At 71.0% G+C, this 23,258-nt stretch carries 25 protein-coding genes and 2 pseudogenes; 11 read left to right on the top strand and 16 right to left on the bottom strand.

Annotation, left to right across the window (positions count from 1 at the left end):
• Positions 1–23: 23 nt before the first annotated feature.
• The 4 genes from OED52_RS10670 to OED52_RS10655 all read right to left on the bottom strand — a co-directional run bounded on the left by OED52_RS10670 (position 24) and on the right by OED52_RS10655 (position 5,697).
• Complete coding sequence (locus OED52_RS10670) at positions 24–854, bottom strand: transposase family protein (protein ID WP_264150889.1); 831 nt, start codon at positions 852–854, stop codon at positions 24–26.
• A 277-nt stretch (positions 855–1,131) separates the two neighbouring features.
• Positions 1,132–2,202, bottom strand: a complete 1,071-nt coding sequence (locus OED52_RS10665) for a site-specific integrase (RefSeq protein ID WP_264154652.1) — start codon at positions 2,200–2,202, stop codon at positions 1,132–1,134.
• 74 nt (positions 2,203–2,276) lie between these two features.
• A complete protein-coding gene (gene pepN, locus OED52_RS10660; protein ID WP_264150888.1) occupies positions 2,277–4,769 on the bottom strand; it encodes an aminopeptidase N in 2,493 nt (830 codons plus the stop codon).
• Positions 4,770–4,836: 67 nt separating this feature from the next.
• Positions 4,837–5,697: an SDR family oxidoreductase gene (locus tag OED52_RS10655; RefSeq protein WP_264150887.1), complete on the bottom strand. Its 861-nt coding sequence runs from the start codon at positions 5,695–5,697 to the stop codon at positions 4,837–4,839.
• A 135-nt stretch (positions 5,698–5,832) separates the two neighbouring features.
• Between OED52_RS10655 and OED52_RS10650 the strand changes: the two genes are divergently transcribed.
• On the top strand, positions 5,833–6,207 hold the full coding sequence (locus OED52_RS10650) for a winged helix-turn-helix transcriptional regulator (RefSeq protein WP_264150886.1): 375 nt from the start codon (positions 5,833–5,835) through the stop codon (positions 6,205–6,207).
• Positions 6,208–6,220: 13 nt separating this feature from the next.
• Here OED52_RS10650 and OED52_RS10645 read toward each other — a convergent pair whose 3' ends face one another.
• Genes OED52_RS10645 through OED52_RS10635 form a run of 3 tightly spaced genes read right to left on the bottom strand, consistent with a single transcriptional unit; the run spans position 6,221 to position 7,418 of the window.
• Entirely contained in the window at positions 6,221–6,727 is a 507-nt protein-coding gene (locus OED52_RS10645; RefSeq protein ID WP_264150885.1) for an aspartate/glutamate racemase family protein, read from the bottom strand.
• Positions 6,640–6,957 carry a hypothetical protein gene (locus OED52_RS10640; protein ID WP_264150884.1) on the bottom strand — a complete coding sequence of 106 codons (318 nt, stop codon included), beginning with the start codon at positions 6,955–6,957 and terminating at the stop codon, positions 6,640–6,642. Before OED52_RS10640 ends, OED52_RS10645 begins: the two co-directional genes overlap by 88 nt.
• A complete protein-coding gene (locus OED52_RS10635; protein WP_264150883.1) occupies positions 6,954–7,418 on the bottom strand; it encodes a nitroreductase family deazaflavin-dependent oxidoreductase in 465 nt (154 codons plus the stop codon). The genes OED52_RS10640 and OED52_RS10635 overlap by 4 nt, the downstream gene beginning before the upstream one ends.
• A gap of 359 nt (positions 7,419–7,777) precedes the next feature.
• Between OED52_RS10635 and OED52_RS10630 the strand changes: the two genes are divergently transcribed.
• Positions 7,778–8,869 (top strand): coiled-coil domain-containing protein, encoded by a 1,092-nt coding sequence (locus OED52_RS10630; protein ID WP_264150882.1) that lies wholly within the window; start codon positions 7,778–7,780, stop codon positions 8,867–8,869.
• Here OED52_RS10630 and OED52_RS10625 read toward each other — a convergent pair.
• Positions 8,866–9,594: pseudogene (locus OED52_RS10625) on the bottom strand (DJ-1/PfpI family protein); the annotation flags it as partial. The gene OED52_RS10630 and the pseudogene OED52_RS10625 overlap by 4 nt on opposite strands.
• A gap of 46 nt (positions 9,595–9,640) precedes the next feature.
• Positions 9,641–10,054 carry an SRPBCC family protein gene (locus OED52_RS10620; RefSeq protein ID WP_264150881.1) on the bottom strand — a complete coding sequence of 138 codons (414 nt, stop codon included), beginning with the start codon at positions 10,052–10,054 and terminating at the stop codon, positions 9,641–9,643.
• Between the two features lie 109 nt (positions 10,055–10,163).
• On the opposite strand from OED52_RS10620, the gene OED52_RS10615 reads away from it, so the two are divergent.
• Complete coding sequence (locus OED52_RS10615; RefSeq protein WP_264150880.1) at positions 10,164–11,072, top strand: class I SAM-dependent methyltransferase; 909 nt, start codon at positions 10,164–10,166, stop codon at positions 11,070–11,072.
• Between the two features lie 3 nt (positions 11,073–11,075).
• On the opposite strand, the gene OED52_RS10610 is transcribed toward OED52_RS10615, so the two are convergent.
• On the bottom strand, positions 11,076–11,741 hold the full coding sequence (locus tag OED52_RS10610) for a phosphatase PAP2 family protein (RefSeq protein WP_264150879.1): 666 nt from the start codon (positions 11,739–11,741) through the stop codon (positions 11,076–11,078).
• A 78-nt stretch (positions 11,742–11,819) separates the two neighbouring features.
• Here OED52_RS10610 and OED52_RS10605 point away from each other — a divergent pair, with 78 nt between their 5' ends.
• A complete protein-coding gene (locus OED52_RS10605; protein ID WP_264150878.1) occupies positions 11,820–12,239 on the top strand; it encodes a glutaredoxin domain-containing protein in 420 nt (139 codons plus the stop codon).
• Positions 12,240–12,347: 108 nt separating this feature from the next.
• Here the strand turns inward: OED52_RS10605 and OED52_RS10600 are convergent, their stop codons facing one another.
• Positions 12,348–12,620, bottom strand: coding sequence for a GlsB/YeaQ/YmgE family stress response membrane protein (locus tag OED52_RS10600; RefSeq protein WP_264150877.1), 273 nt, complete (start codon positions 12,618–12,620; stop codon positions 12,348–12,350).
• A gap of 268 nt (positions 12,621–12,888) precedes the next feature.
• On the opposite strand from OED52_RS10600, the pseudogene OED52_RS10595 reads away from it, so the two are divergent.
• The 5 genes and pseudogenes from OED52_RS10595 to OED52_RS10575 form a co-directional block, all read left to right on the top strand.
• A pseudogene (locus OED52_RS10595) lies at positions 12,889–14,019 on the top strand (carboxylate-amine ligase); the annotation flags it as partial.
• Between the two features lie 124 nt (positions 14,020–14,143).
• A complete protein-coding gene (locus OED52_RS10590; protein ID WP_264150876.1) occupies positions 14,144–15,925 on the top strand; it encodes an N-acetylglutaminylglutamine amidotransferase in 1,782 nt (593 codons plus the stop codon).
• A gap of 44 nt (positions 15,926–15,969) precedes the next feature.
• Positions 15,970–17,778 (top strand): alpha/beta hydrolase family protein, encoded by a 1,809-nt coding sequence (locus tag OED52_RS10585; RefSeq protein ID WP_264150875.1) that lies wholly within the window; start codon positions 15,970–15,972, stop codon positions 17,776–17,778.
• A gap of 73 nt (positions 17,779–17,851) precedes the next feature.
• On the top strand, positions 17,852–18,544 hold the full coding sequence (locus tag OED52_RS10580) for an SIMPL domain-containing protein (protein WP_264150874.1): 693 nt from the start codon (positions 17,852–17,854) through the stop codon (positions 18,542–18,544).
• Positions 18,545–18,757: 213 nt separating this feature from the next.
• Positions 18,758–19,222, top strand: coding sequence for an Hsp20/alpha crystallin family protein (locus tag OED52_RS10575; RefSeq protein WP_264150873.1), 465 nt, complete (start codon positions 18,758–18,760; stop codon positions 19,220–19,222).
• A 78-nt stretch (positions 19,223–19,300) separates the two neighbouring features.
• Here the strand turns inward: OED52_RS10575 and OED52_RS10570 are convergent, their stop codons facing one another.
• The 3 genes from OED52_RS10570 to OED52_RS10560 form a co-directional block, all read right to left on the bottom strand.
• The gene (locus OED52_RS10570) at positions 19,301–20,122 is read right to left on the bottom strand and encodes a DUF4041 domain-containing protein (protein WP_264150872.1); all 822 of its coding nucleotides are present in this window, start codon (positions 20,120–20,122) and stop codon (positions 19,301–19,303) included.
• Positions 20,026–20,241, bottom strand: a complete 216-nt coding sequence (locus OED52_RS10565; RefSeq protein WP_264150871.1) for a DUF2510 domain-containing protein — start codon at positions 20,239–20,241, stop codon at positions 20,026–20,028. Before OED52_RS10565 ends, OED52_RS10570 begins: the two co-directional genes overlap by 97 nt.
• 64 nt (positions 20,242–20,305) lie before the next feature.
• On the bottom strand, positions 20,306–20,782 hold the full coding sequence (locus OED52_RS10560) for an SRPBCC family protein (protein WP_413247645.1): 477 nt from the start codon (positions 20,780–20,782) through the stop codon (positions 20,306–20,308).
• 114 nt (positions 20,783–20,896) lie between these two features.
• On the opposite strand from OED52_RS10560, the gene OED52_RS10555 reads away from it, so the two are divergent.
• Together OED52_RS10555 and OED52_RS10550 are read left to right on the top strand one after the other, a co-directional pair.
• On the top strand, positions 20,897–21,982 hold the full coding sequence (locus tag OED52_RS10555; RefSeq protein ID WP_264150869.1) for an alkene reductase: 1,086 nt from the start codon (positions 20,897–20,899) through the stop codon (positions 21,980–21,982).
• A gap of 95 nt (positions 21,983–22,077) precedes the next feature.
• Positions 22,078–22,341: a GlsB/YeaQ/YmgE family stress response membrane protein gene (locus tag OED52_RS10550; RefSeq protein WP_264150868.1), complete on the top strand. Its 264-nt coding sequence runs from the start codon at positions 22,078–22,080 to the stop codon at positions 22,339–22,341.
• A 16-nt stretch (positions 22,342–22,357) separates the two neighbouring features.
• Here the strand turns inward: OED52_RS10550 and OED52_RS10545 are convergent, their stop codons facing one another.
• Together OED52_RS10545 and OED52_RS10540 are read right to left on the bottom strand one after the other, a co-directional pair.
• Positions 22,358–22,567: a hypothetical protein gene (locus tag OED52_RS10545; protein WP_264150867.1), complete on the bottom strand. Its 210-nt coding sequence runs from the start codon at positions 22,565–22,567 to the stop codon at positions 22,358–22,360.
• 33 nt (positions 22,568–22,600) lie between these two features.
• Positions 22,601–22,963: a Zn-ribbon domain-containing OB-fold protein gene (locus OED52_RS10540; protein WP_264150866.1), complete on the bottom strand. Its 363-nt coding sequence runs from the start codon at positions 22,961–22,963 to the stop codon at positions 22,601–22,603.
• Positions 22,964–23,258: the final 295 nt, after the last annotated feature.

The raw sequence follows: 23,258 nt of genomic DNA, 5'->3' as shown, positions 1-23,258 counted from the left end.
TTGAACACAACATTGAGGTTTTCTCAGTAGCGTCCTGCATGCTCGAATTGGGTGAGAACGAGCGCCGCTTTGACGATGGAACCGATTCTTTTGGGGCACAGGGTGATCCTGGCGAGTGCCTTCCATCGGGTGGTGAGCAATGCGGCGGCACGTTCGCCGAGGCACCGCAGACTGGTCAGCAGCGTGTTGCGGCAGGCGGTGTCGGCGTCGAGAGTGTTGCCGTCGGCAGGAGCCTTCGTGGGCGTGTGGATACCGATGCCCACCCCCTGATAACCCTGGTCCGCGAGGGTGAGCAGACCCTGAGCTGCGGCGGCGTACAACGCGCCCGTAATTCCGTGTGCGCGGGCCGCGGTCAGATCGTGGGTGCTGCCCGGCAGCGATTCCGACACCCACAACGGGAATCCGTCCGCGGTCGCGATGAACTGGACGTTCGCACCGAATCGGCGGTGTTTACCGGAGTACCACCGGTGGACCGGGGTGCCCTTCGTTCCGATCGTGGTCTCACGGACCCGGTCGGTGGGGATCAGCGTGCCGTCGAGGATCACGTGCGTCCGTCCCGCGGCGAGTCGGTCGCTGAGCACGTCGGCCAGGTCCGGAGCTTGCGCGGCGAGAACGTCGATGCCTTCGTGCAGGTACCGGTAGCCGGTGGCGATGGAGATGCCGGCGTCGTGGGCCAGTGCGGTCAGTGGGGTGTCCTGTCGGAACCAGCGCAGTACGAGGACCGCGTGGCGGAAGGGAGTCAGGGCGCGGCGTCCGCGGCGGCTGCCGCGTTCACGACGGTTGACCTGCAGCAATGCGGCGAGGTGCTGGGCGAGAGGGCGTGGGACGTCGAGCGTGGCAGAATAGGTGATCACGTGGAGCCTCTGGTTCTTGGACTTGGTCTTCGCAAATCCAGTCCTACCAGGGGCTCTGCGTCTCTTCGTGATTCGGGTATCGCACCGCTCGGCCAAGATCAACTTACTGAGAAGACCTCATTGTTGAATTGCGTGGCCGAAACGAGGTGTTCTGCCAGGTCACGGCCCACGCAGGCCGGATACTCGACGCACGGGCACGTCCCCTTCGCCGCACGTCGAGCACTTCTCCCCCACTTGCGCAGTGTTGCATCCGATGCAATTCCGCCCGGTTCCGACGCTACAGCCCGAGACGGGTGACGGCGTTGCCGACGAGCCCGGCGTGGTGGCGGCTGTAGAGCGCGACCATCCGTTCGTCGGCGTGCCCGGTCTGAGTCATGATCGTCTGGGTGGTGGCGCCGCCGCGCACCGCCTGGGTGACGAACCCGGCGCGCAGGCTGTGGCCGCCGAGGGTGGCGACGAGTTCCTCGCTGAACCCGGCGCGGCGGGCCCGCCGCTGGATCATCGAGTGCACCGACTGCCCGGACAGCGCGGCCGCGCCGACGGAGCCGGTGCGGTGCACGGGCCGGAACAGGGGCCGCTCCCCCTCCGGGCGCGTCGACCCGGCGGCGAGCCCGCGGCAGCAGTGCTCGTCGGGGCCGGTGTCGGCGACGGCGAGCAGCTCGGCGACGGCGGGGCGGCCCCCACCGTCCCAGACGTCGAGGACCTGCCGCCAGCGACGGTAGGCGCAGACCGGGCAGGTGTGCGGGTCGGAGCCGTAGGGCAGGGTGACGGTGCGGCCCTGCGCCGCCCGGTCGCTCTTCGAGCGGCGCACCGTCACGTACAGGCCGTCGGCGCGGTGCGGGACGACGTCGGCGACGCGCAGGCCGGTCAGCTCGGAGCGGCGCAGCGCCCCGGCCAGGCCCATGAGCAGGATCGCGGCGTCGCGGCGTTCGGCGACCCGTTCGGCCCAGCCCGCCGCGGCGGCCTCGGTGCGCATCGCGGCCAGGATGGTGCGGATGTCGTCGGTGAGCAGCGGGGTGCGCCGCGCCGGTGGGGTGGCGCGTTCACGGCGCAGGCCCCGCAGCAGGTCCCGCACCGCCGGGTCCGTGCCGGGGGCGGGCAGCCCGGCGAGGGTGTGCATCCGGTTGATGGTCGACACCCAGCGCGTCAGCGTCGACGGGGCGTAGGCCCAGCGGCCGTCGGGGCGCAGCTCGGCGGCCTTCTCGGTGAGGAACCAGCTCACCTGCTCCGGGTCGGCGGGTAGCGGGGTGTGCCCCGTGCGCTCGCACCAGCGGGTGAAGATCGCCCAGTCGCTCAGCTGCGCAGCGCGGGTGTTGTCGGAGCTGGCCTTGCTGCGCAGCCGCCGCATCGCGTCGGCGACGGTGTCGGGTACCGCCGGCGGGGTCGACACCACCGACGGTTCGCGGTACGGCTGCGGCTCGGTCACGGCGTGTTGATCCGCTGCACCCGCAGGTCGCGGGCCAGATGGTCGCGTTGTTCGAGCACCAGGCGGCGCAGCGCCGCGGGAGCGTCGGGATGCCCGGCGAGCCACGCGTCGACCTGGGTGAGATCGTCGGCGGCGGGGAACAACCCGACGACGATGCGGCGGGCGATCTCGATGCTGCGCTCGGCCCAGGTGTCGAGCAGCACCGCGAAATAGTCCGAGTCGTAGGCGGAGATCAGGTCGCGGCGGTCCCCCGCCCGGAACCCGGCGATGGTGGCGTCGAGATGGTCGTTGGTGAGGGTGTGGTCGGCGAGGATCAACGCCCAGGCGTGCGCCTTGACGTCGGCGCGGGGCCGGGAGGTCAGCGCCCGCAGGTGCGCGGTCCGCCCGGAGGCGGTGTCGTCGCCGCGCAGCTCCTCGTCGAGGTCCGCCTCGTCGGCGTCGCCGGTGGTGGTCAGTGCCGCCCACCAGCTCCACCGCAGATCCGGGTCGAGGCGCAGTCCCTCCGGTGGGGCAGTGTGTCCGCCGAGCATGGCGCGCAATTCGGCGGCGTGGTGCGCGTCCGTCGCCGCGGCGACCCCGACGGCGCGGGCGAAGGCGAGCTGGGCGTCGCTGCCCGGATCGGCGTCGTGCAGCCCGTCCCAGACGGCGTCGAGCCAGCGGCGGCGGGCATCCGGCCGCGCCGCGGGCGGCAGGTAGTGCTCGACGGCGTACGCGGCGTTGGCGAGCACCGCGGTCAGCAGCGCGGCGTCGTTCTCGCGGCGGGCGAACCGCGCCGCCATCGACAGATAGCGGTCGGCGTGCAGATCCCCGTCACGGGTGGCGTTCCACAGCGCCGACCACAGCAGGCCCCGCGCGAGCGGGTCGCGCACCCGGTCCAGCCGTTCGTCGACGGTGGCCAGCGACCGCGCGTCGAGCCGGACCTTGGCGTAGGTGAGGTCGTCGTCGTTGAGCAGCACCAGCGCGGCGTCCGGCAGGTCGATCGGGGTGCGGGCCTCGGCGAGGTCGACCTCGATGCGGTGGGTGCGCACCAGATCCCCGGCGGCGTCGAGGTCGTAGCAGCCCACCGCGAGGCGGTGCGGGCGCGGCTCGGTCTGGACGATCTCGGGACCGTCCGCGCCGGTCTCGAGGCTCAGGGTGGACACCCCGGTGGTCTGCAGCCAGGCCCGCGCCCATTCGGTCAGGTCGCGACCGGAGGTCTCCGACAGTTGGGTGAGCAGGTCGTCGAGAGTGGTGTTGCCGAAGGCGTGCCGGCGGAAGTAGCGGCGGGCACCCTCGAAGAAGGCGTCACGCCCGACGTAGGCGACGAGTTGTTTGAGGACGCTGGCGCCCTTGGCGTAGGTGATGCCGTCGAAGTTGAGTTTGGCGGCCTCGAGGTCGGTGATGTCGGCGACGATCGGGTGGGTCGTGGGCAGCTGGTCCTGCAGATACGCCCAGGCCTTGCGGCGGTTGGCGAAGGCCACCCAGGCGTCGGTGAACTTGGTGGCCTCGGCGCTGACGAAGGCGCCCATGAAGTCGGCGAAGGACTCCTTGAGCCACAGGTCGTCCCACCACTTCATGGTGACGAGATCGCCGAACCACATGTGCGCCATCTCGTGCAGGATCGTGTTGGCGCGGCCCTGGTGCTGGGCGGCGGTGGCGGCGCCGCGGAAGACGTAGGCCTCGGTGAAGGTGACGCAGCCCGGGTTCTCCATCGCACCGAGGTTGTATTCGGGGACGAACACCTGGTCGTACTTGCCGAACGGATAGGGATAGGCGAAGTGCTCGGCATAGAAGTCCAGGCCCTGCTCGGTGATCTCGAGGATTTCCTCGGCGTCGAGGTGCTCGGCGAGCGAGGCGCGGCACAGTACCCCGAGCGGCACCTCGAGATCGCCGCGGCGCCACGAGGATCCGACACGGTGGTAGGGGCCGGCGACGATCGCGGTGATGTAGGTGGAGATCGGCTGGGTGGCGGCGAAGGTGACGGTCTGGCTGCCCTCGCGCTCCACACGCTGCTCGGGGGCCTCGTTGGAGAGCACCTGCCAGCCGGCGGGGGCGGTGACGACGAAGGTGAACGGCGCCTTCAGATCCGGCTGCTCGAAGCAGGCGAACACGCGGCGCGCGTCGGCCGGTTCGTACTGGGTGTACAGATAGGTCGCGCCGTCGACCGGGTCGACGAAGCGGTGCAGCCCCTCCCCGGAGCGGCTGTAGCGGCCGGTCGCAACGACGGTGACGACGTTGATCTCGCGCAGCCCACCGATCGTGATGCGGGCGCCGTCGTAGACGACCGGGACGAGGTCGCCGTTGACGGTGACCGATTCGACGGAGTCGCCGATGAAGTCGATCCAGCTCTCCTCCGCGGAGGCGGTGAACTCCAGGGTCGTCACCGTCGGGAAGCTCGTGCGGCGTGGATCGACGGCGCCGCGCAGGTCGAGTTCGACACGGTAGGAGTGCACGTCGAGTGCGCGGGCGCGCGCGGCGGTTTCGGCACGGGTCAGGTTCGCGGAGCTCACGCCTTCCGATCCTGCCACCACGCGCCCGCACTCGTCGGCATTGACGGCGGAAGTCGGCCGGGCGGTGTCACACGGCCGGCGCGACGGCCGCCAGCGCGTCCGCGGCCGGGGTCGGGGCCCGTCCGATCAGCCGCGCGAGGTCGCCGCTGTCGGTGTCGAGCGCCCCGACGGCGATGCCCGCGTCCGAGTCGGCGAGCACGGCGGCGAACCGGGCGGGGACCCCGGCGTTCTCCAGGATCGTCGCGTACTCCTCCTTGGAGATGTCCTGGCAGACGACGGGCTTGCCGACGAGGCCGGAGAGCACCTCGGCGAGCTCGGGGTAGGTCAGGCGCTGTCCGCCGAGTTCGTAGGCGGCTCCGGCGTGTCCGTCGGTGGTGAGGACGACGGCGGCCGCCTCGGCGAAGTCCGCACGGGCCGCGCCGGCGACGCGTCCGGTGCCGGCGGAGCCGACGAGGGTGCCGGTGGCCGCAGCGGTCCCGACGGCGCTCGCGTAGTTCTCCCAGTACCAGCCGTTGCGCAGCAGGGCGTGGTCGATGCCGGAGGCGGCGAGCAGGTCCTCGGTGGCCTTGTGTTCGCCGGCGAGCAGCAGCGGGCTGGTCGCGGCGTGGAGGACGGAGGTGTAGGCGATGAAGGTCACGCCGGTCGCCTTGGCGGCGTCGACGATGTTGGTGTGCTGGGGCAGGCGCTGCCCGACCTCGCTGCCGGAGACGAGCAGCAGCTTGTCGACGCCGGTCAGGGCCTCGCGCAGGGCGGCGGGGTCGCCGTAGTCGGCGACGCGGACCTGCACGCCGTCGGCGGCGAGGTCGGCGGCCTTGGCGGCGTCCCGGACGACGGCGACGATGTCGGCGGGAGCGACCCCGCGGGCGCGCAGGGCGGCGATGGACAGGCGGCCGAGGTGGCCGGCGGCTCCGGTGACGGCGATGGTCATGGAACTCCTCGAATCGGGTGGGATCGGACCACACCGATTCCACCACTTACTTTTCGTAAGGGAAACCCTGCGGGCGGCCTCGGCCGAGGATCGGTGATCGGTGATCGGTGATCGGTGATCGTATACTCCGTGTGCATGAGCACCGAATCCCTTCCCGCCGCCGATGTTTTCGCGCGGGGGTGCCCGTCGCGGCCGGTGCTGCAGAACATCACGGGCCGGTGGGGTGTGCTGATCCTCGCCGCCCTCGTCGACGACGCGCACCGCTTCGCGGAGCTGCACCGGCGGGTCGACGGGGTGAGCGAACGCATGCTGTCGCAGACCCTGCGGACCCTCGAACGCGACGGCCTGGTGCACCGGGCGGTGCTCGGCACCGTCCCACCGCACGTCGAGTACTCCCTCACCGACCTCGGCCGACGCATCACCGCGCCGCTGCTGGGACTGGTCGAGGTCGTCGAAGGATCGATACCGGAGATCGTCGCCGCGCAGCGGGACTACGACCGCAGTCACTGAGCCGACCGGACCGTCACGGCCGGAACGACGCGCCCCGCCAGGTCGGTGCCGGGCGGTGCCCGAGCGCCACCTCGAGCGCGGCGCGACCCGCGATCCGCGTCGAGTCCAGCACCGGCAGCGGGCACTCCTCGGGGGTGAGCAGCAGGGGGATCTCGGTGCACACCAACGCCACCGCGTCGCACCCGGACGCCGCCAGCCGGTCGACGAGGTCGACGAAGGCGGCGCGGGTGCCGTCGTGGAACTCCCCGTGGACCAGTTCGGTGAAGATCGCGGTGTCCACCATCGCCCGATCGGCCGCGGCGGGGACGACCGCTTCGATACCGCGTGCCGCCAGTTCCCGCGGATACAGCGACCCCTCCATGGTGAAGCGGGTGCCCAGGACGCCGACGCGGGTGTGCCCAGCGCGTCGCGCGGCGTCGGCGACGAGGTCGATCAGGTGCAGACCCGGTAGGGCCAGGGCACACCCGGAGCCTCGAGGGCCAGGTGGGCGATGTTGTCGGGGCACACGAAGAACTCGCATCCCGCCCGTGCGAGCCGGTCGACGCCGGTCGCGAGGACGGCCCGCACGGCGGCGTGATCACCGACCTCCCAGGCGGGCATGCAGGTCTCGAACGAGATGCAGTCCATGGTCAGGTCCGGATGTCCCGGATGCCCGAGCCGGGCGCTGTGCCGGCACACCTCGCGCCAGCATTCGGCGGCACCCTCCCAGCTGTGCCCGAGGATGCCGACGTGCCGCACGGCCGAGTTCATCCCGGAACGGCGGTGGGGGTCAGTTCGAAGACCGGATGCAGGTGCGCCTCGGCGACGAACCGCTGGACCGGCTCGCCCCGGCGGGCCCGGAAGTACTTGCGGGGTGCGGGCGCGAGGTCCAGATAGCGCTGCAACACGGGCCCGGCCTCCTCGGCCGGCACCTCCCGGATCGTGTAGGTGCGGCGCTCGGCCCGGCGGACGAGGGTGACCTCCCCGGCGGCGCGGGCGTTGTGCACCCAGCCCACCACTCCGTAGGGCGCGACCAGCCAGCGTCTGCCGTGCAGTTCGACGAGCACCACGGGTGTGCGGCGCAACTTCCCCGTGCGCCGGCCACGGGTGAGCAGCAGGTAGGAGTGCGGCATCAGGCCCACCCGGGTGAGCAGGCTCATCACCGCGTTCTCGAGATGGCGCCACCGGCCCGGACGGTAGCGGCGCACGGGTGCGAGCGAATCGTCCGTCATGGTCTCCCCCGACATGCCTGTCCGGTTCCCAGGGTCGCACCCCGGCCGGGCCGGGACAACCGGTTCGCGGGGCCGGCGCAGGGGTCCGGTTTTTCGACCCCTCCCCGGCTCGTGATCGTCATAAGTGGGAATTATGACGATCAGTCGTCTCCGGGCCGCGCCGAGCCCTTTGCCGAGGTATCGAAGTAACGATTCCTGCCTGCCCGACGGTATCCGGCATCATTTCCCCAGTTCAACACACCTTATTTTCGTTTCGTTTCATTACGTTTCGTTACTGATCTGATATTCATTACGAAACGTATTGCTGTAGAGTGGACAACCACCAGGCGTTTCGACACCCCGCGACCTCCTAGGACCCCATGACCGACACCTCCCCCGAACCGGAGAGCCCCGACGTCTCCCCCACCGACAAGCCCCGGGTCGGCCGCCCCCGCAAGTACGCCACCCCCGCCGATCGGGTCCGCGCCTACCGCGAACGCGAACGGGCGAAGAAGGAAGCGGCGGCCCGCACCCAGCAGCCGGTGGACAGTCCCGAGGACGCCGTCTCGTCGCTCACCGCCGCGACCACCGCGCTGCGGGCACTCACCTCCACCACCGTCGAGCAGTACGCGGCGCTCGCCGAGCGGATCACCACGGCGGTGGACCGGCTCACCGACGCCGAGGCCCTCGAGGTGCAGATGACCCGGGCCGCGGCGGAACTCGCGAAGGTCAAGGCCGACGCGGACGCGAAGATCGTGCGGTTGCGCGAACAGCTCGCCCAGGCCGTCGAGGACCGCGACAACGCCGACGCCGCGGTGGCCGCCGTCGACGCCGAACTCGCCGACGCCCGCGCCGCGCACGGCGAGCAGCTGCGCCGACTCGAGGAAACCCACCGCGAGGAGATGACGCGCCTGTCCGACGAGCACGCCGAGACGCTGCGCCGGTGGCAGCAGGATTTCGACACCGCGACCGCCGAGCACACCCGCACGGTGGCCGAGCTGCGCGAGACGGTGGCGCGACAGGACGACGCACTCGCCGACCAGGGGCGCCGGCTGGCGGAGGTGTCCGCCGAACGCGACCGCGCACTCGCCGAGATCACGGACGTCCGCGCCGAACTGGGCCGCGTCCACGCGGCCCTCGAGCGGGAGGCCGCCGCCGGTGAGCGTCTCGGAACCGAACTGAGCGCCGAGCGGGAGCGCACCGCGGAGCTGCGCAATCAGCTCGAACAGTCGCGCATCTCCGCCGCCGCGGCCGAGGCGGCGGAGACGGCCGCGCGGGAGCGGGCCGACGAACTACGCGCCGAACTCACGGCACTGCGCAGCGAACTCGGTGCCCTGCGCGGCGAGATCGACGCGGCGCGCGGCGAGAACGCCCGGCTCCGTGCCGAGCTCGACGTCGCGCGCGCGACCGAAGGCAACGTCGCACGCGCGACCGAGACCGACGCGACGACCGGCGCACCGGCGCCGGACTGACGTCGCACCAGGCGACGGCGGCGGCGCATCCGGTCGAGGGTCGTCGTCCACGCCAGCCGGCTCGCCGCGGCCAGGTTCCCGCCGCGCGCGGCATCGCGGGAGAGCCGCGCGTTGGCCAGCAGTTTGGTGCGGCGCGACGCCGAGCTCATGTGGCCGCTGTCGAAGGGTGGCTGCGGGTCGTACTCGATCATCAGCTGGATGGCCTCGGCCCGGTCCCGGCCGGCGATGCGGGCCGCGAGCGACAGCGCGAGGTCGATGCCGGCGGACACCCCGGCGCAGCTGACGATCTTGCCGTCGTAGACGATCCGCTCGTCGGCGCAGGGCACCGCCCCGAAGGTGCGCAGGGCGGCCAGGGCCTGCCAGTGGGAGGCGACGTGGCGCTCGTCGAGCAGTCCGGCGGCGGCGAGCACCAGCGCACCCCCGCACACCGACACGGTCCACGCGGTCGTGCGGTGCACCCGCACCAGCCAGTCGCGTAGCTTAGGGTCCTCGGCCGCCACGGCGATGGCGGTGCCGGATCCGGGGACGACGACGATGTCGGGTTGCGGGGTCTCGTCGAAGCTGTGGGTGACACCGAGGGCCAGCATGCCGCTGTCGGCGACGACCGGTCCGGTCTCGTGCCAGACGAACCGGATCTCCGCGCCGGACAGGTAGCGGAAGACCTCGTAGGGGCCGACGACGTCCAGGGCGGTCAGTCCGGGAACGGCGACGACGGCGATCTGCACGCGCGGAGCGTAACAGTCTGAAAACACCTGTGTGCAGAGTTTGTGATCAGTCCTCGAGCAGCGCCGCGAGCCGCGCGAGGTCCTCCTCGACCATGCGGGTGTCGCGGTCGAACTCGGCGTCGGTCATGTCGCGTTGCCGCAGGGTGAACACCACTTCGGCGCCGTCCGGGTGGGCGAGCACCCGCATCGGGTTGTACACGGTCTCCCCCGACGGGAGGGTGACGTCGTGGTCGAGCACGCCGAGATCGTTGCGGGGCACGAACCGGACGGTGACCCGGCCCATGGGTGAGTCCGCGACGAGCACGTCGCCCTCGCGGTGCACCTCGCTGCGGGCCAGGCCCGCGGCCCAGGCCGGGAGGTGCTCGGGGTTCGCGGCGTACCCGTACACCCGCTGCGGTGGGCAGGCGATCACCCGGCAGATGTGCCGGCTGGGCGGTGGTGCACCGGTGCCGTGGCTCATGTCCGGTAGCGTAGGCCCGCCCACCGACCGGGCACAGCCGGAAAGCGCCTGCCGGGGCTCGGTGGCGGCGGTAGCCTGGCCGAGGGGTGCCGGTCTACGGAGGCGCGAGATGTCGACCCGATCCGACGGCGACGACTGGGACATCGTGAGCAGTGTGGGACGCACGGCGCTGGGCGTCGCGACCGTGCGGGCCCTCGAATCGGAGCGTCCCGACCCGTTGATCGACGACCCGTTCGCCCGCTGGTTCGTCGAGGCCGCGGGTGACCCACACTTCACGGCGCTACTCGCCGACCCCTCGCCGCTCGAGGCGATGCCGTTCTTCTTCCCCGGCTTCATGGGGTTGCGCACCCGCTATTTCGACGACTACTTCGTCGCGGCCTCGGCCGGCAGGATCCGGCAGGCCGTCGTGCTGGCGTCGGGGCTCGACGATCGCGCCTACCGGCTGCCCTGGCAGCCGGGCACGGTGATCTTCGAGATCGACCGGGCGAGCGTCCTCGACTTCAAGCAGGCGGTGCTCGACGAGCACGACGTCCGCCCGCGGGCGGAGCTGCGGACGGTGGCGGTGGATCTGCGGGAGGACTGGCCCGCCGCGCTCGCCGACGCCGGTTTCGATGCGCACCGGCCGACGGCGTGGTCCGCCGAGGGATTGCTGGCCTATCTGCCGGGTCCGGCGCACGATGCGCTGTTCGCCCGGATCGACGCCGTGTCCGCCCCGGGCAGCCGGGTGGCGCTCAACGATTTCGGGCGCGACGACCACGTCCGGCAGCTCACCGAGTTGCGCGAACGGTTCGGCGGGGCCGATCCCTTCGGCGGCGTCGACGTCACCGAGCTGTTCTACGACGATGCGCGGGCGTCCCCGGCGGACTGGCTCGGCGAACACGGCTGGTGGGTGGAGCCGGCGAGCACCGCCGGGCTCGCCGAGCGCTACGGGACGCCGATCCCGCCGCTGCCGCCGGATCTGGGGGCCCTGGAGGAATTCGCGCGGGAGCCGACCTATCTGACCGCGACGAAGCGGTGAGGGTCAGCGGCGCGGCGCCAGGCGCGTGAGGTCGATACGACCCGACAGCGGGAGCAGCACGGCCGTGACGAGCGAGACCACGAGCACACCGAGGGACATCCCCGACAGCACGTCGTGGACGTAGTGCACCCCGCCGGCCACCCGGGAGAAGGCGAGGATCGCCGCGAGCGGCGCGACGATCCACGCCAGGCGCGGCACGGCGAGGATGCAGGCGGTGGCGAAGGACGCGGCGATCACCGAGTGGTTGGACGGCCACGACCAGTCGCCGACCTCGGGGCATTCGAGCACGGTCTCGATGCCCAGGGCCCGGCAGGGCCGCGGTTCGGTCACGACCAGTTTCACGAGTTCGCTGGTGAGATACGCCGCGACCACGCCGACCCCGGCCACCGCCAGGGTCCGGAACCGCTCGAGGTCGGTCCGCCACAGCTGCACGGCCAGCACACCGGTGAACGCGACCAGCACGAGCAGGCCCTTGTCGGCGACGAGCCCGGCGAACGAGCCGAGCGCCGACTGCTCGAACGTCTCGGCGACGGCGAGGTACAGCCGGTTCCGGGCGGGGACGGTCAGCGCCGCGAGCAGGGCCAGCACCACGGCGGTCGACAGTGCGGGCAGCAGTGTCGACAGACCCAACCGTGGGGAGACGCGCGGTGAATTCTCGGTGACGACCATGACCGTCCACGCTAGCGCGCGTCCCACCACAGCCTACTGGCCGGCCCACCGGGCACCGGAGCCCCTAGGCTGACGGGCATGGCACGCGCGTGGGTTCTACCGGCGACGATGGCGGCGCTCGCCGTGTTCGTGCTCGTCACCGGCGGGGCCGACACGGTGTCGATCGTCACGGCGCTCGTGCTGCTGATGGTGGGGTGGCTGATCTCGCCGTTGCTGTTCCCCCGCCATGTGGACGACGCGAGGGCACGGCACGAGGCGGCCGCGCGCGGGGTGCCGATCGTGTACTGGCGTCCGGGCTGCATGTTCTGCGTGCGGCTGCGTCTCGCGCTGGGGCGGCGGGCGGGCCGGGCGCTGTGGGTCGACATCCACCGCGATCGCGCCGCGGCGGTGCGGGTACGGGGGTTCAACGGCGGCAACGAGACGGTACCGACGGTCGTGGCCGGCGACGAGGTCCGCACGAATCCGGATCCGGGCTGGTTGCGCGCCCGCCTGCCCTGACCTGCCGCCCTCCCGGAGCACCGCCGACGAGACCACCGCAGAGGGATCACGGCAGACGACGAGGTGGTCCCGGCCTGGGGCCGGGACCACCTCGAAAGGCGTGTTCGGTCAGCGGCGCGCGCGGCGACCGGTGACCGCCTTGACGACGAACAGCAGGATCACCGCGCCGAGGAGGCAGGTGAAGAAGCTGAAGAACCAGCCGCCGCTTCCGACGTCGACACCGAACAGCCCGAGCAGGAACCCGCCGATGAGGCCGCCGACGACACCGACGACGACGTTGAGCAGGATGCCCTGCTGCGCGTCGGTGCCCATGATCTTGCTGCCGATCCAGCCGGCGAGGCCTCCGATGACGATCCAGCCGAGGATTCCGAGTCCGAGCATGTTGCAGTTTCCTTTCGTTCACTCCGTGGTGCGGCTCCTCGCTGATACCCAGTTCCCCCATGGGTCACACCTGTCACTCGAGTGCGCTCGACCACCGCGGGTGGGTCACGATGCGGTCGCACCGGGGTCGGAACGGTCGCCGGGCGGGTAGACAGAGGTTCTGACGAGTCGGCCGAATCGAGATGTCCATGGACGGCGTGAAGCCCGTGTCCGATCTGTTGTCCTGTGCCGCGGCGCGCTGCGAGGCCGCCGGGGGATGTGTCGGCCCATGAGCCGGTCGCGTGTGCGCAGGCTCGGCGTCGAGGAGGAGTTCCATCTCGTGGATGCGGCCTCGCGCGGTCTGGTGGGGTGTGCTCCCGAGTTGCTCGCCCGTCTGCCCGGGGAGGTGTACGTCGAGGAGCTGCAGCGCTGTGCCGTGGAGGTGAACAGCGGTGTGTTCGCCTCGCTGCGCGAGCTGCGGGCGGATCTGGTGCACCACCGGCAGGTGCTGGTCGACGCCGCCGGATCGCTCGGGGCCGCGGTGGTGGCGTCGGGGTCGGTGCCGCTGTGCCCGGCCGTCGAGCCGGGGGTGACGGAGAATCCGCGCTTCCGACGGATGCTCGCCGACTACCGCCTGCTGGTGCGCGAGCAGTTGATCTGCAGTTCCCAGGTGCACGTGGACGTGACGGACCGGGACGAGGCGGTGCGGGTGGCCGCGCGGGTCGGCCCCTACGTGCCGATGCTGCTCGCGCTCAGTGCCAGTTCCCCGTTCCGGGCCGACGGCACCGACACCGGCTACGCGAGCATGCGCACCCTGGTGTGGAGCCGGTGGCCGACGGCCGGGCCCACCCCTCCGGTGACCTCGGCGGCCGAGTACGACCGGCTCGTCGCGGACCTGATCGCCAGCGGGGTGATCTCCGATCCGGGGATGATCTACTTCGATCTGCGGCCCTCGGACCGCTATTCGACGCTGGAACTGCGGGTGTGCGACAGCTGCCCGTCGGTCGACACGATCGTGCTGGTCGCGGCGTTGTTCCGGGCGCTGGTCGAACGGGAGTCCGCCCGCCTCGCGTCGGGGGCGCCGGCGCCGCGGACGTCGCCGACGCTGGTGCGGGCCGCGATGTGGCGGGCGGCCCGGTCCGGTCTCGAGGAGGAACTCGTCGACGTCGACACCCTGCGGCCTCGCCCGGCCCCACGCGTCGTCGAGGACCTGGTCCGCTCGCTGCGCCCCGAGCTGGAGGCCGCCGGGGACTGGGCCACCGTGACCGCGCTGACCACCGAGGTGCTGCGGGCGGGCAGCTGGGCCACACGGCAACGCCGGGCCCTGCGGCGGCGCGGGCTGCTCACCGACGTCGTCGATCTGCTGATCGACGCGACGGCGGGACGATGCGCGCCGGTCACCGCCCCGCACAGCCCGGACCGGTCGTGGACCACCCCGGTGCCGGGGCGGCACACCGGTGAGTTCGCGCTGGTGAACACGGCCGACGAGACGACCGGACCGGCGGGCGGCACGACCGCGGGCCCGGGAAAGGATGGCGGCGAGCATGTGCGGAATCTGCGGTGAGATCCGCTTCGACGGGGCACCGGCGGACGTGACCGCGGTCGCGCGGATGACCGGGTCGATGGGTTCGCGCGGACCGGACGAGGCGGGGGCGTACGCCCGGCAGGCGGTCGCGTTCGGGCACCGCCGGCTGTGCATCATCGACCTGTCCTCGCGGGGTGGGCAGCCGATGGTCGACAGCGAGCTCGGGCTGGCGCTGGTGTTCAACGGATGCATCTACAACTACCGACAGCTGCGCGGGGAGCTGCAGCATCTCGGCTACCGGTTCTTCTCCACGGCCGACAGCGAGGTCGTGCTCAAGGCGTTCCACTGCTGGGGCAGCGACTGCGTGCACCGGTTCAAGGGCATGTTCGCGTTCGCGGTCCACGACCTCGACACCGGGGTGGTCACCCTGGCCCGTGACCGGCTCGGCATCAAACCGCTCTATCTCGCCGAGCGACCGGGCCGGCTGCGGTTCGCGTCCACCACGCAGGCGCTGCTGCGCGGCGGGGAGGTCGACACCACCCTCGACCGGGTGGCACTGCACCACTATCTGAGCTTCGCGGCGGCGGTGCCCGCCCCGCACACCGTCTTCCGCGGCATCCGCACACTGCCGCCCGCGACGGTGCGGGTGGTGCACCCCGACGGGTCGAGCACCGAGACCCGCTACTGGGAACCGGTGTTCACGCGCTCCCCGGCGCACCGGGACTGGGGCCGCGCGCAGTGGCAGGAGGCGCTGCTCGACGCGCTGCGCACCGCCGTGCGCCGCCGCATGGTCGCCGATGTGCCGGTGGGGGTGCTGCTGTCCGGCGGGCTCGATTCGAGCCTGCTCGTGGCGTTGCTCGCCGAACGGGGGCAGCACGACCTGGCCACCTTCAGCATCGGGTTCGACGCCGCCGGCGGCGAGTCCGGCAACGAGTACTACTACTCCGATCTGATCGCGCGGACGTTCGGCACCGACCATCAGCGGATCCACATCGATCCGGCGCGGCTGCCGGCCGCGGTGCCGCAGGCGATCGCCGCGATGAGCGAGCCGATGATCAGCCACGACTGCGTCGCCTTCCATCTGCTGGCACAGGAAGTCAGCCGCTCGGTGAAGGTGGTGCAGTCCGGGCAGGGCGCCGACGAGATCCTCGGTGGTTACCACTGGTACCAGCCGCTGGTCGGGGTGGCGCGCAGCCAGTCGGCGGAGGCCTACGCGAAGGTGTACTTCGACCGCACCCACGACGACATCGCCGCGCTGCTGACCCCCGCCTACCGGCTCGACCGGGACGTCAGCGCCGAGTTCGTGGCCCGGCACCACCGCGCCGCCGGCGCCGAGACCACCGTCGACGCGGCGCTGCGGCTCGACACCACCGTCATGCTCGTCGAGGACCCGGTGATGCGGGTCGACAGCATGACCATGGCGTGGGGTCTCGAGGCGCGGGTGCCGTTCCTCGACCACGAGTTCGTCGAGCTCGCCGCGGCGTGCCCACCGGAGTACAAGCTCGAAGGCGACGGCAAGGGTGTGCTCAAGGAGGCCAGCCGCGCGCTGCTGCCCGGCGAGGTGATCGACCGGACCAAGGGGTACTTCCCGGTGCCGGGGATCCGGCATCTCGAGGGCGAGGTGCTCGAGATGGTGACCGATGCGCTGCGCAGTCGCGCGGCCCGCGACCGGGCGCTGTACCGGCCGGAGGCGCTCGACGCCCTGTTCGCCGCCCCGAACGAGATCCGCACCGGCCGCGGCATCAACGTGCTGTGGCAGGTGGGGTTGCTGGAGATGTGGTTGCAGACCGTGGAGGGCTAGTGGGGACGACTTCTCCGCACATCCGGTTCACGTCCGGGGCGTCGGTGTCGCCGGACGGGACCGGGTTCGCGCACATCGTCGACGACGGTGGCTATCCGTGGGCGGTGCAGCGGTTCCTGTCCGGGCACCACTGCGGCACCGACCGGCGTGTCGAGCTGCCCGTCCCCGGTCCGGTGACCCGGCTCGCGCACTCGGCGGACAGCCGGTGGCTGGCCTGCCAGATCGCCCCGCACGGCGGGAACCGGCCGCAGGTGTGGGTGGTGCGCACCGATCCGGAGGACCGCTCGGCGCGGCGCGTGGGTGCCGACGACGCGTGCGCCACCGAACTCGTCGGCTGGGACGGCACCCGGGTCGCGGTCACCACGGCCGACGAGCACGGCGTCGCCGAGTCCCGGTTGGTGGACGTGCGCACCGGGGAGATCGCGGTCCTCGACCGGCGGGTGGGTGGGCACCTGGTGGATTCGTGGGCCGGGGCGGCGCTGCTGCGGGTGGGGCCGCGGTGCCACCGCGAACTGCTGCTCCTGCGTGGGGGGAGCCGGATCCCGTTGCTGCCCGCCGATGTCGGGTCCAGCACCGATTTCGGGGTGATCCTCGACGACCATCACGTGCTCGGCGCGCTCGATCAGCACCGCTCCCCCTGGGCCACCAGCGAGGGCGAACCGGACCGCTACATCCGGGTGCTCGTGCGCAGCGACCACGACGCCGAGTTCCACCGGCTGCTCGGCCTCGCCGTCTCGGCGGCGGGCACCTCCTACCGGATCCTCGCCGAACGCGACGAGGCCTCGCTCGACGAGTTCGCCGTCAGCGACGACCACAGCACCGTGGCGCTGCTGTGGAACCACAAGGGACTCAGCGAGTTGCAGATCCTGCATCTCGCCGACGCCTCGGTGGATCCGCCGATCCCGCTGCCGGGGCTGGTGGCGTCGCAGCCGAGCATCAGCGCGGACGGGTCGCTGCTGGCCGTCACCGTGGAGGGGCCGGGTATGCCGCCGTCGGTGGAACTCGTCGATCCGCGCACCGGGGAAGGGGGTCCGGTGGAGCCGGCCCGCACCGAGATGCGTCGCGCCGACACCCCGGTGCTGCTCGAGTTCCCGGCGCGGGACGGGCTGGGGTTGTCCGGCTGGCTGTACCGGGCCGAGGGGTTCGCGCCGGGGCCGGTGATGCTGTGGCTGCACGGCGGCCCCGAGCACCAGGAACGTCCCGGCTACAGCGACTACTTCCCCGCCCTCGCCGACGCCGGGATCAGCGTGTTCGCCCCCAATGTGCGCGGTTCCGGCGGGTTCGGCCGCACCTTCGTGCACGCCGACGACCGTTACGGCCGGTTCTCCGCGATCGACGACGTCGCCGACTGCGTGCGGTTCCTCGTCGACGAGGGCATCGCGGTACCCGACCGGATCGGCTGCGCCGGGCACTCCTACGGTGGCTATCTGACGTTGGCGTCGCTGACCTTCCATCCCGAGTTGTTCGCCGCGGGGATCACGGTGTGCGGGATGAGCGATCTGGAGAGCTTCTACGCGCACACCGAGCCGTGGATCGCCGCGGCGGCCTATCTCGAATACGGCCATCCGGAGAACGACCGGGAGTTGCTGCGGGAGCTGTCGCCGATGCGCCGCATCGACGCGTTGACGGCGCCGCTGCTGGTGGTGCACGGCGCGCACGACACGAACGTGCCGGTGCCGGAGTCGAGGCAGATCGTCGCCGCGCTCGAGGCGCGGGGGCGGGACGTGCGGTTCCTGCTGTTCGACGACGAGGGGCACGACATCGTCCGGCGCGAGAACCGGCGGCGGCTGGCCGCCGCGATGGTGGCGTGGCTGTCGACGCACCTGCGGGTGCGGGTACCGGCCGGGCCGTGAGATCCGGTGTTCCCGGCTGCGTTCGAGGCGGTCGGAACCACCGAAGTGCGGCCGGCGCTGGCACACTCGTGCCATGAATCTGCATTCCGTCACCATCACCGTCACCGGGCACGCCGAACGCACGGTCGCGCCGAACCGCTGCACGGTGGTGCTGCGGGTGCACGCCGACGGTCCCACCCGGGACCACGCCGCCGAGCCCGTCACCGCGGCGGTCGCCACGATCACCGAGCTGGTGACGGAGCTGCGGGAGCAGTCCCCGAGCCCGGTGAAGCGGTGGGTGTTCGACCGGGTGCGGCACGGCCGGCACCGCCCCTACCACCGCGACGGCAAGACCAAGCCGTGGGTGTACACCTCCTCGGCGTCGATCACCGTCACCTTCCACGGGTTCGACGCGGTGGGGCCGTTCGTGGAGCGGGTCGCGGCGGTCGAGACCGTCACCGTCGCCGACCTGCGCTGGTGGGTCACCCGCAAGGCGCAGCGCACGCGTCTGGCCCGTGTGCGTGAGCTCGCCGTCCGCGACGCGCGCGGCAAGGCCGAGACCTACGCGGCGGCGCTCGGCTGCGGCACGGTGCGACCGGTGGCGGTGGCGGATCCGGGCATGCTCGGCACCCGGCCCTCGCCCTCACCCGGCGGTGGGCCGGTGATGCGGGCGGCGATGATGAGTTCGGATGCGGTGGCGGCGGACGAGTCCGGGCCGGGGTTGGTGTTCGAACCGGAGCGCATCACGCTCACCGCCGACGTCGAGGCACGTTTCGAAGCCGTGTGACATTCCCCGTCGAATTACCGGATCACCGAATCGTCGAATTCCGGATCCGTCGGCCCGCATCCCGATGGGTACCTTTTCCGAATTCGACGGTGACTTTGGTCGACTTCCTTGTGTTGCAGCACGTCCGGTGCTTGACCGCGCATCGAGTACTGGGCACGATCGGAAATGGAATCGAAAGATTCCGCAGCCGATCACCTTTCGAGGGAGTCTGCGATGAGCACGATTTCACCCCGTCGTTCTCGTTCCCTTCTGTCGTCCTGGCCGGCGTTGCCGGACTGGTCCGAGATCATGGCCCGCTTCGATGCGATGCCGGCGTGGCCATCGCTGCAGGACCACATGATCCGCGTCGAGGAGCAGCTCGACGGCGACCGCTACATCCTGCGGGCGGAACTGCCGGGAATCGACCCGGACAAGGACGTCGACATCCGGGTGCGGGACGGTAGTTTGTCGATCATGGCGGAACGCTCCGAGGAGAAGAAGGAGAACACCCGCTCGGAATTCCGGTACGGCACCTTCTCTCGGTCGATGTCGTTGCCGCCCGGTGCCGTGGAGGACGGCATCGAAGCCACCTATGCCGACGGAATTCTCACCGTCACGGTTCCGGTGTCCGAACCCACCGCGGACGAGAAACAGGTCGCGGTGAAGAAGATCTCCACCCGGAACGGCGACAAGAGGTAATTCCGCCGGTCCGATGCGCCCGATTTGGTGTTCTCGACTTCGGTGAGCGAAGTCGAGAACACCAAATCGTCGGTCGGTTCAGAACGACGCGTCCTTCTTCCCGATACTGATCAGGTATTCCTCGGCCTCCGGTTCGGACGTGAACGAGAGCACCTCGCCGACGTGCTGCCGGAGGACATCGAGAACTTCCTCGGGCGTGGCGTAGAAGAACTCGCGACGGGGATTGACCTTGTTCACCCGTCTGTCCGCGAAAGCTTCGTGCAGTTTCGCCTCGACGGTGACGGCGTCCTCGGAGAAGAACAGTGCGTGGACGTCGAACCGGAACGGAACCGACGCGTCGCCGAGTTCGCGGACGCGGTCCATCGGGTCGAGGCGGCGGGTCATGCCGATCTTGACCATGTTGATCCCGAAGGCACCCATGTTGGAGATGACGTAGACGTATCCGGCCCGCACGTTCGCAGCGCGGTAGTCGACGTCGTCGATCGCCCGTTGCACGTCGGCGAGTTTGGCCCGCAGCCGTTCCGCACCGGCGGTGTCGCCGTTGGCTTCGAGGGTGGCCAGGGCGGATTCGTAGTGGGCCCGTTCCTTGTCGAGTTCGGCCCGCTCCGCAGCGAGTTCCTGTTCGGCCTTGCGCTGTTCGCGGAGCTCTTCGCGGCGGGCACGTTCGGCTTCCTTCTCCTCCTGGATCTTCCGGTGGACGTCGGCGGCCAGCTCGAGTTCGCGCAGTCGGAGCTGCTGATAGTAGGGGGTCACCTGGAGGGAGATCATCTGTCCCTGGCGGGCGATCTGTTCGGCCGCCTTGATCAGCCGAGCCGAAGCTGCGGCGAGGTTCCCGGCCTTGACCGTCTTGACGCAGTTCTCGGCTTCGGCGTTGTAGGCGCGCAGCATGATCTTCGACATGTCCGCGACCCGTGGTCGGCGGGGTACGGCTGGGTCGCCGACGTCCACTGGTTCCCGTCCCACCAGCGCAGTTGCGGTAGACCTTCGGGATCGGGATGCCATCCGGGTGGTGCAGTCACGATTTCGGTTATATCGGACCGGGATCGAGGCTCCGCCGGGGTGGAGTGGACGTCGGCGTGACGATCAGCCCTCGAGGATGCGCTTGATCGCGTCGAGGGTGACCGGGATGCCCTCACGGGCGGCCTGCTCCCGCTTGGCGATCTCGGCCGGGGCGGTGTCGCCGAAGCGCTCGCGGAACATCTCCTGGCCGGCCGCGCCGAATTCCCAGGTCTCGGTCAGCTTCGTGCCGCCCTCGACCGGCTCCATGAGGTAGCCCCAGCGGACCAGGCCCGGGCCGACGGACCAGGCGAACTCGCGGCCCGGGTCGGCGGCGACGACCTGCGAGCGGGTCTCCCAGGTGCGTTCGGGGTTGACGTTGCGGCCGGTGAAGAAGGAGCCGACCTCGGGGCCGTGCCCGTCGTCCCAGCGGCACTCGACGCACACCGGGGACCACTCGCCGGTGCGGGTGACGTCGGAGACCAGCGCGTACACCTTCTCGGGGTCGGCTGACACGACGACGGAGGACTGATAGGTCAACGGTTCGATCTGCATGGGCCCCATCCTGCCTCCCGCGCCTCCGCGTCGTGCGGGCGGGCACGCCGTGACGGGGGTGACACATCTCATAGCGTCGGGTGTGCCGGGAATCCCGTGGGAGCGCGGCCTGTTGCGCCACCCATGGACCTGTTCACACCTGTGACCCTCGGAGACCTCGACCTGGCCAACCGCATCGTCATGGCCCCGCTGACCCGCCTGCGCGGCGGACCGGACGGCGTTCCCGGCGAGCTGGTCGCCGAACACTATCGGCAACGTGCGAGCGTGGGGCTGATCGTCGCGGAGGGCACCTATGTGAACTTCGAGTCGCAGGGCTTCGTCGGCCAGCCCGGCCTGGTCACCGACGCGCAGACCACGGGCTGGCGCCGCGTCGCCGACGCCGTGCACGCGGACGGTGGGCGCATCGTGGTGCAGTTGATGCACGCCGGGCGGGTCACCCATCCGGACACCAACGGTGGCCGGCGGGTGGTCGCCCCGAGCGCGGTCGCGATCGACGGCCTGACCCACACCACCTCCGGCAAGCAGCCGTTCCCGGTCCCGCACGCCCTGACCGGCGACGAGGTGCGCGCGGTCGTCGACGATTTCGTCGCGTCCGCGCGACGGGCGATCGACGCCGGTCTCGACGGGGTGGAGATCCACAGTGCGAACGGGTATCTGCTGCACGAGTTCCTGTCGCCGGCCTCGAATCGGCGTGACGACGAGTACGGCGGGTCGGTGGAGAACCGGATCCGCCTCGTCGTGGAGATCGTCACGGCGGTGGCCGACGCCATCGGGGCCGGCCGCGTCGGCCTGCGGATCTCCCCCGAACGCAACATCCAGGACGTCGCCGAGACCGATCCGGCCGATGTCCTCGCCGTCTACGGCACCCTCGTCGACCGGTTGCAGCCGCTGGGCCTGGCCTATCTGTCGGTGTTGCACGACGATCCCGCCGGGGAGCTGATCCAGGAACTGCGCCGGCGGTTCGGCGGGAAAGTGATGGCCAACAGTGGGTTCTCCACCCCGACCACCCGGGAGGAGGCGGTGCGGCTCGTCGCGGACGGCAGCGCGGATGCGGTGGCGGTCGGGCGGGCGGTACTCGCCAATCCCGATCTGGTCGCGCGGTGGCGGGCCGGTCTGCCGGAGAACGAGCCGCGGCCCGAGTTCTTCTACGCCTCTGGTGCCGAGGGGTACATCGACTACCCCACGCTGGAGGCGGTGCACCAGCCCTGACGGGGTGAGCGCGGAAGGTGAATTCCGCGGCAGGGGCGGTGTTTTCCCGCCGCGGAATCACCATCGGGCAGACTCTCGCGCCGTAGACTCGCGCAATGTTGATCATCGGAATCATTCTGTTCGGCATGCTCATCGGTGCGGTGGCGCAGCTCGTTGTGGGCAGGTCGGCTTCCGGGATCGACTGGACGCTGGCGTTCGTCGCCGGTGTGGCGGGTTCGTTCCTCGGGGGTCTGCTCATCAGCCTGCTCGCGGGCGACGGCCTCGAATTGCGGCCGAGCGGCATCATCGGCTCGCTCGCCGGCGCGATCATCGTCACCGCCGCGTACTCGGCGTGGAAGGCCCGCTCCACCCGCGCCTGAGACCGGGTCCGCGTCCTCACCGGTAGGGCAGCGACGAGAGCACGTGCTGGATCGGTAGCCACACGGTGGTGATCGCGGTCCGCGCCGGTTCGTGCAGGTCGGAGGAGAGCCGGCCCTGCCTCGTGTCCTCGGTGCCGTGGACGGCGTGGGCGACCTCGGGCACGATGAGGACGGCCGGCAACCAGGTCCGGATCCGGCTCCCGGTACCGACGTCGACGCCCCCCACGCACGGATCGACTGCATCCGGAGAGCGGCGGGGTCAGGCGGCGCGGACTCCGAAGACGGGGAAGCGGTCGACGGTCGGGGTGCGGCGGAACTCGACGCGCACCGGGGCCTCGGCCCGCTCGGGCAGCGAACCCTCGATCTTCGTGTAGACCCAGGGGCCTTCGTCGAGTTCGACGATGGCGATGGTCGACGGCGTGATCTGGTCTTCCCGCACAGACCTGTGCAGCAGCTTCCAGGAGACGATCGAACCGGTACCGCAGCAGCTGACCGGGGTGAGTTCGGCGCGTCGGCACGACGAACAGCGCAGGGTCTCGGGTGGAAGCAGGGTGGTGCAGTGCTCGCAGCGCAGGATCTGCAGTGCCGGGACGGACTCGTGGTGTGCGGCGTGGGTGGCCATCGAGGTCCTTTCGCAAGGAACGTCCGAGCCACATCCGGAAGCTGATCCCGCCGGGGTTCCCCCTGGTCGAGGGGCTGATGCTGTGGCTCCGGTCATCGGCCCTGCATCGACGATAAGACGACTTAGGCCGCTGTCCATCGGGTCGTGAGCACACAGAACGACCCCGCCGTTGGGTTGTCGGCACAACAACTCGGGGCGCAACTCCACACGGAGCGTCCGAAATGGGCGACTGTCGCTGTTCGTCCGCCTCCGACGGCGTGAGGTGCCTCTCCCCGGCTCCTGTCACCGGGTGCAG

This window comes from Rhodococcus sp. Z13 (assembly GCF_025837095.1).
GTDB lineage: Bacteria > Actinomycetota > Actinomycetes > Mycobacteriales > Mycobacteriaceae > Rhodococcus > Rhodococcus sacchari.
This window is presented reverse-complemented; position numbering and strand designations above follow the sequence as displayed.

Bases quoted from the DNA above. Each gene is read 5' to 3' on its own strand.
- OED52_RS10665 (WP_264154652.1), bottom strand. From the start codon at position 2,202: ATGCGGCGGCTGCGCAGCAAGGCCAGCTCCGACAACACCCGCGCTGCG.
- OED52_RS10655 (WP_264150887.1), bottom strand. From the start codon at position 5,697: ATGACCATCGCCGTCACCGGAGCCGCCGGCCACCTCGGCCGCCTGTCC.
- OED52_RS10650 (WP_264150886.1), top strand. From the start codon at position 5,833: ATGAGCACCGAATCCCTTCCCGCCGCCGATGTTTTCGCGCGGGGGTGC.
- OED52_RS10645 (WP_264150885.1), bottom strand. From the start codon at position 6,727: ATGCGAGTTCTTCGTGTGCCCCGACAACATCGCCCACCTGGCCCTCGA.
- OED52_RS10640 (WP_264150884.1), bottom strand. From the start codon at position 6,957: ATGAACTCGGCCGTGCGGCACGTCGGCATCCTCGGGCACAGCTGGGAG.
- OED52_RS10635 (WP_264150883.1), bottom strand. From the start codon at position 7,418: ATGACGGACGATTCGCTCGCACCCGTGCGCCGCTACCGTCCGGGCCGG.
- OED52_RS10630 (WP_264150882.1), top strand. From the start codon at position 7,778: ATGACCGACACCTCCCCCGAACCGGAGAGCCCCGACGTCTCCCCCACC.
- OED52_RS10620 (WP_264150881.1), bottom strand. From the start codon at position 10,054: ATGAGCCACGGCACCGGTGCACCACCGCCCAGCCGGCACATCTGCCGG.
- OED52_RS10615 (WP_264150880.1), top strand. From the start codon at position 10,164: ATGTCGACCCGATCCGACGGCGACGACTGGGACATCGTGAGCAGTGTG.
- OED52_RS10610 (WP_264150879.1), bottom strand. From the start codon at position 11,741: ATGGTCGTCACCGAGAATTCACCGCGCGTCTCCCCACGGTTGGGTCTG.
- OED52_RS10605 (WP_264150878.1), top strand. From the start codon at position 11,820: ATGGCACGCGCGTGGGTTCTACCGGCGACGATGGCGGCGCTCGCCGTG.
- OED52_RS10600 (WP_264150877.1), bottom strand. From the start codon at position 12,620: ATGCTCGGACTCGGAATCCTCGGCTGGATCGTCATCGGAGGCCTCGCC.
- OED52_RS10590 (WP_264150876.1), top strand. From the start codon at position 14,144: ATGTGCGGAATCTGCGGTGAGATCCGCTTCGACGGGGCACCGGCGGAC.
- OED52_RS10580 (WP_264150874.1), top strand. From the start codon at position 17,852: ATGAATCTGCATTCCGTCACCATCACCGTCACCGGGCACGCCGAACGC.
- OED52_RS10575 (WP_264150873.1), top strand. From the start codon at position 18,758: ATGAGCACGATTTCACCCCGTCGTTCTCGTTCCCTTCTGTCGTCCTGG.
- OED52_RS10570 (WP_264150872.1), bottom strand. From the start codon at position 20,122: ATGTCGAAGATCATGCTGCGCGCCTACAACGCCGAAGCCGAGAACTGC.
- OED52_RS10560 (WP_413247645.1), bottom strand. From the start codon at position 20,782: ATGGGGCCCATGCAGATCGAACCGTTGACCTATCAGTCCTCCGTCGTC.
- OED52_RS10555 (WP_264150869.1), top strand. From the start codon at position 20,897: ATGGACCTGTTCACACCTGTGACCCTCGGAGACCTCGACCTGGCCAAC.
- OED52_RS10550 (WP_264150868.1), top strand. From the start codon at position 22,078: ATGTTGATCATCGGAATCATTCTGTTCGGCATGCTCATCGGTGCGGTG.
- OED52_RS10540 (WP_264150866.1), bottom strand. From the start codon at position 22,963: ATGGCCACCCACGCCGCACACCACGAGTCCGTCCCGGCACTGCAGATC.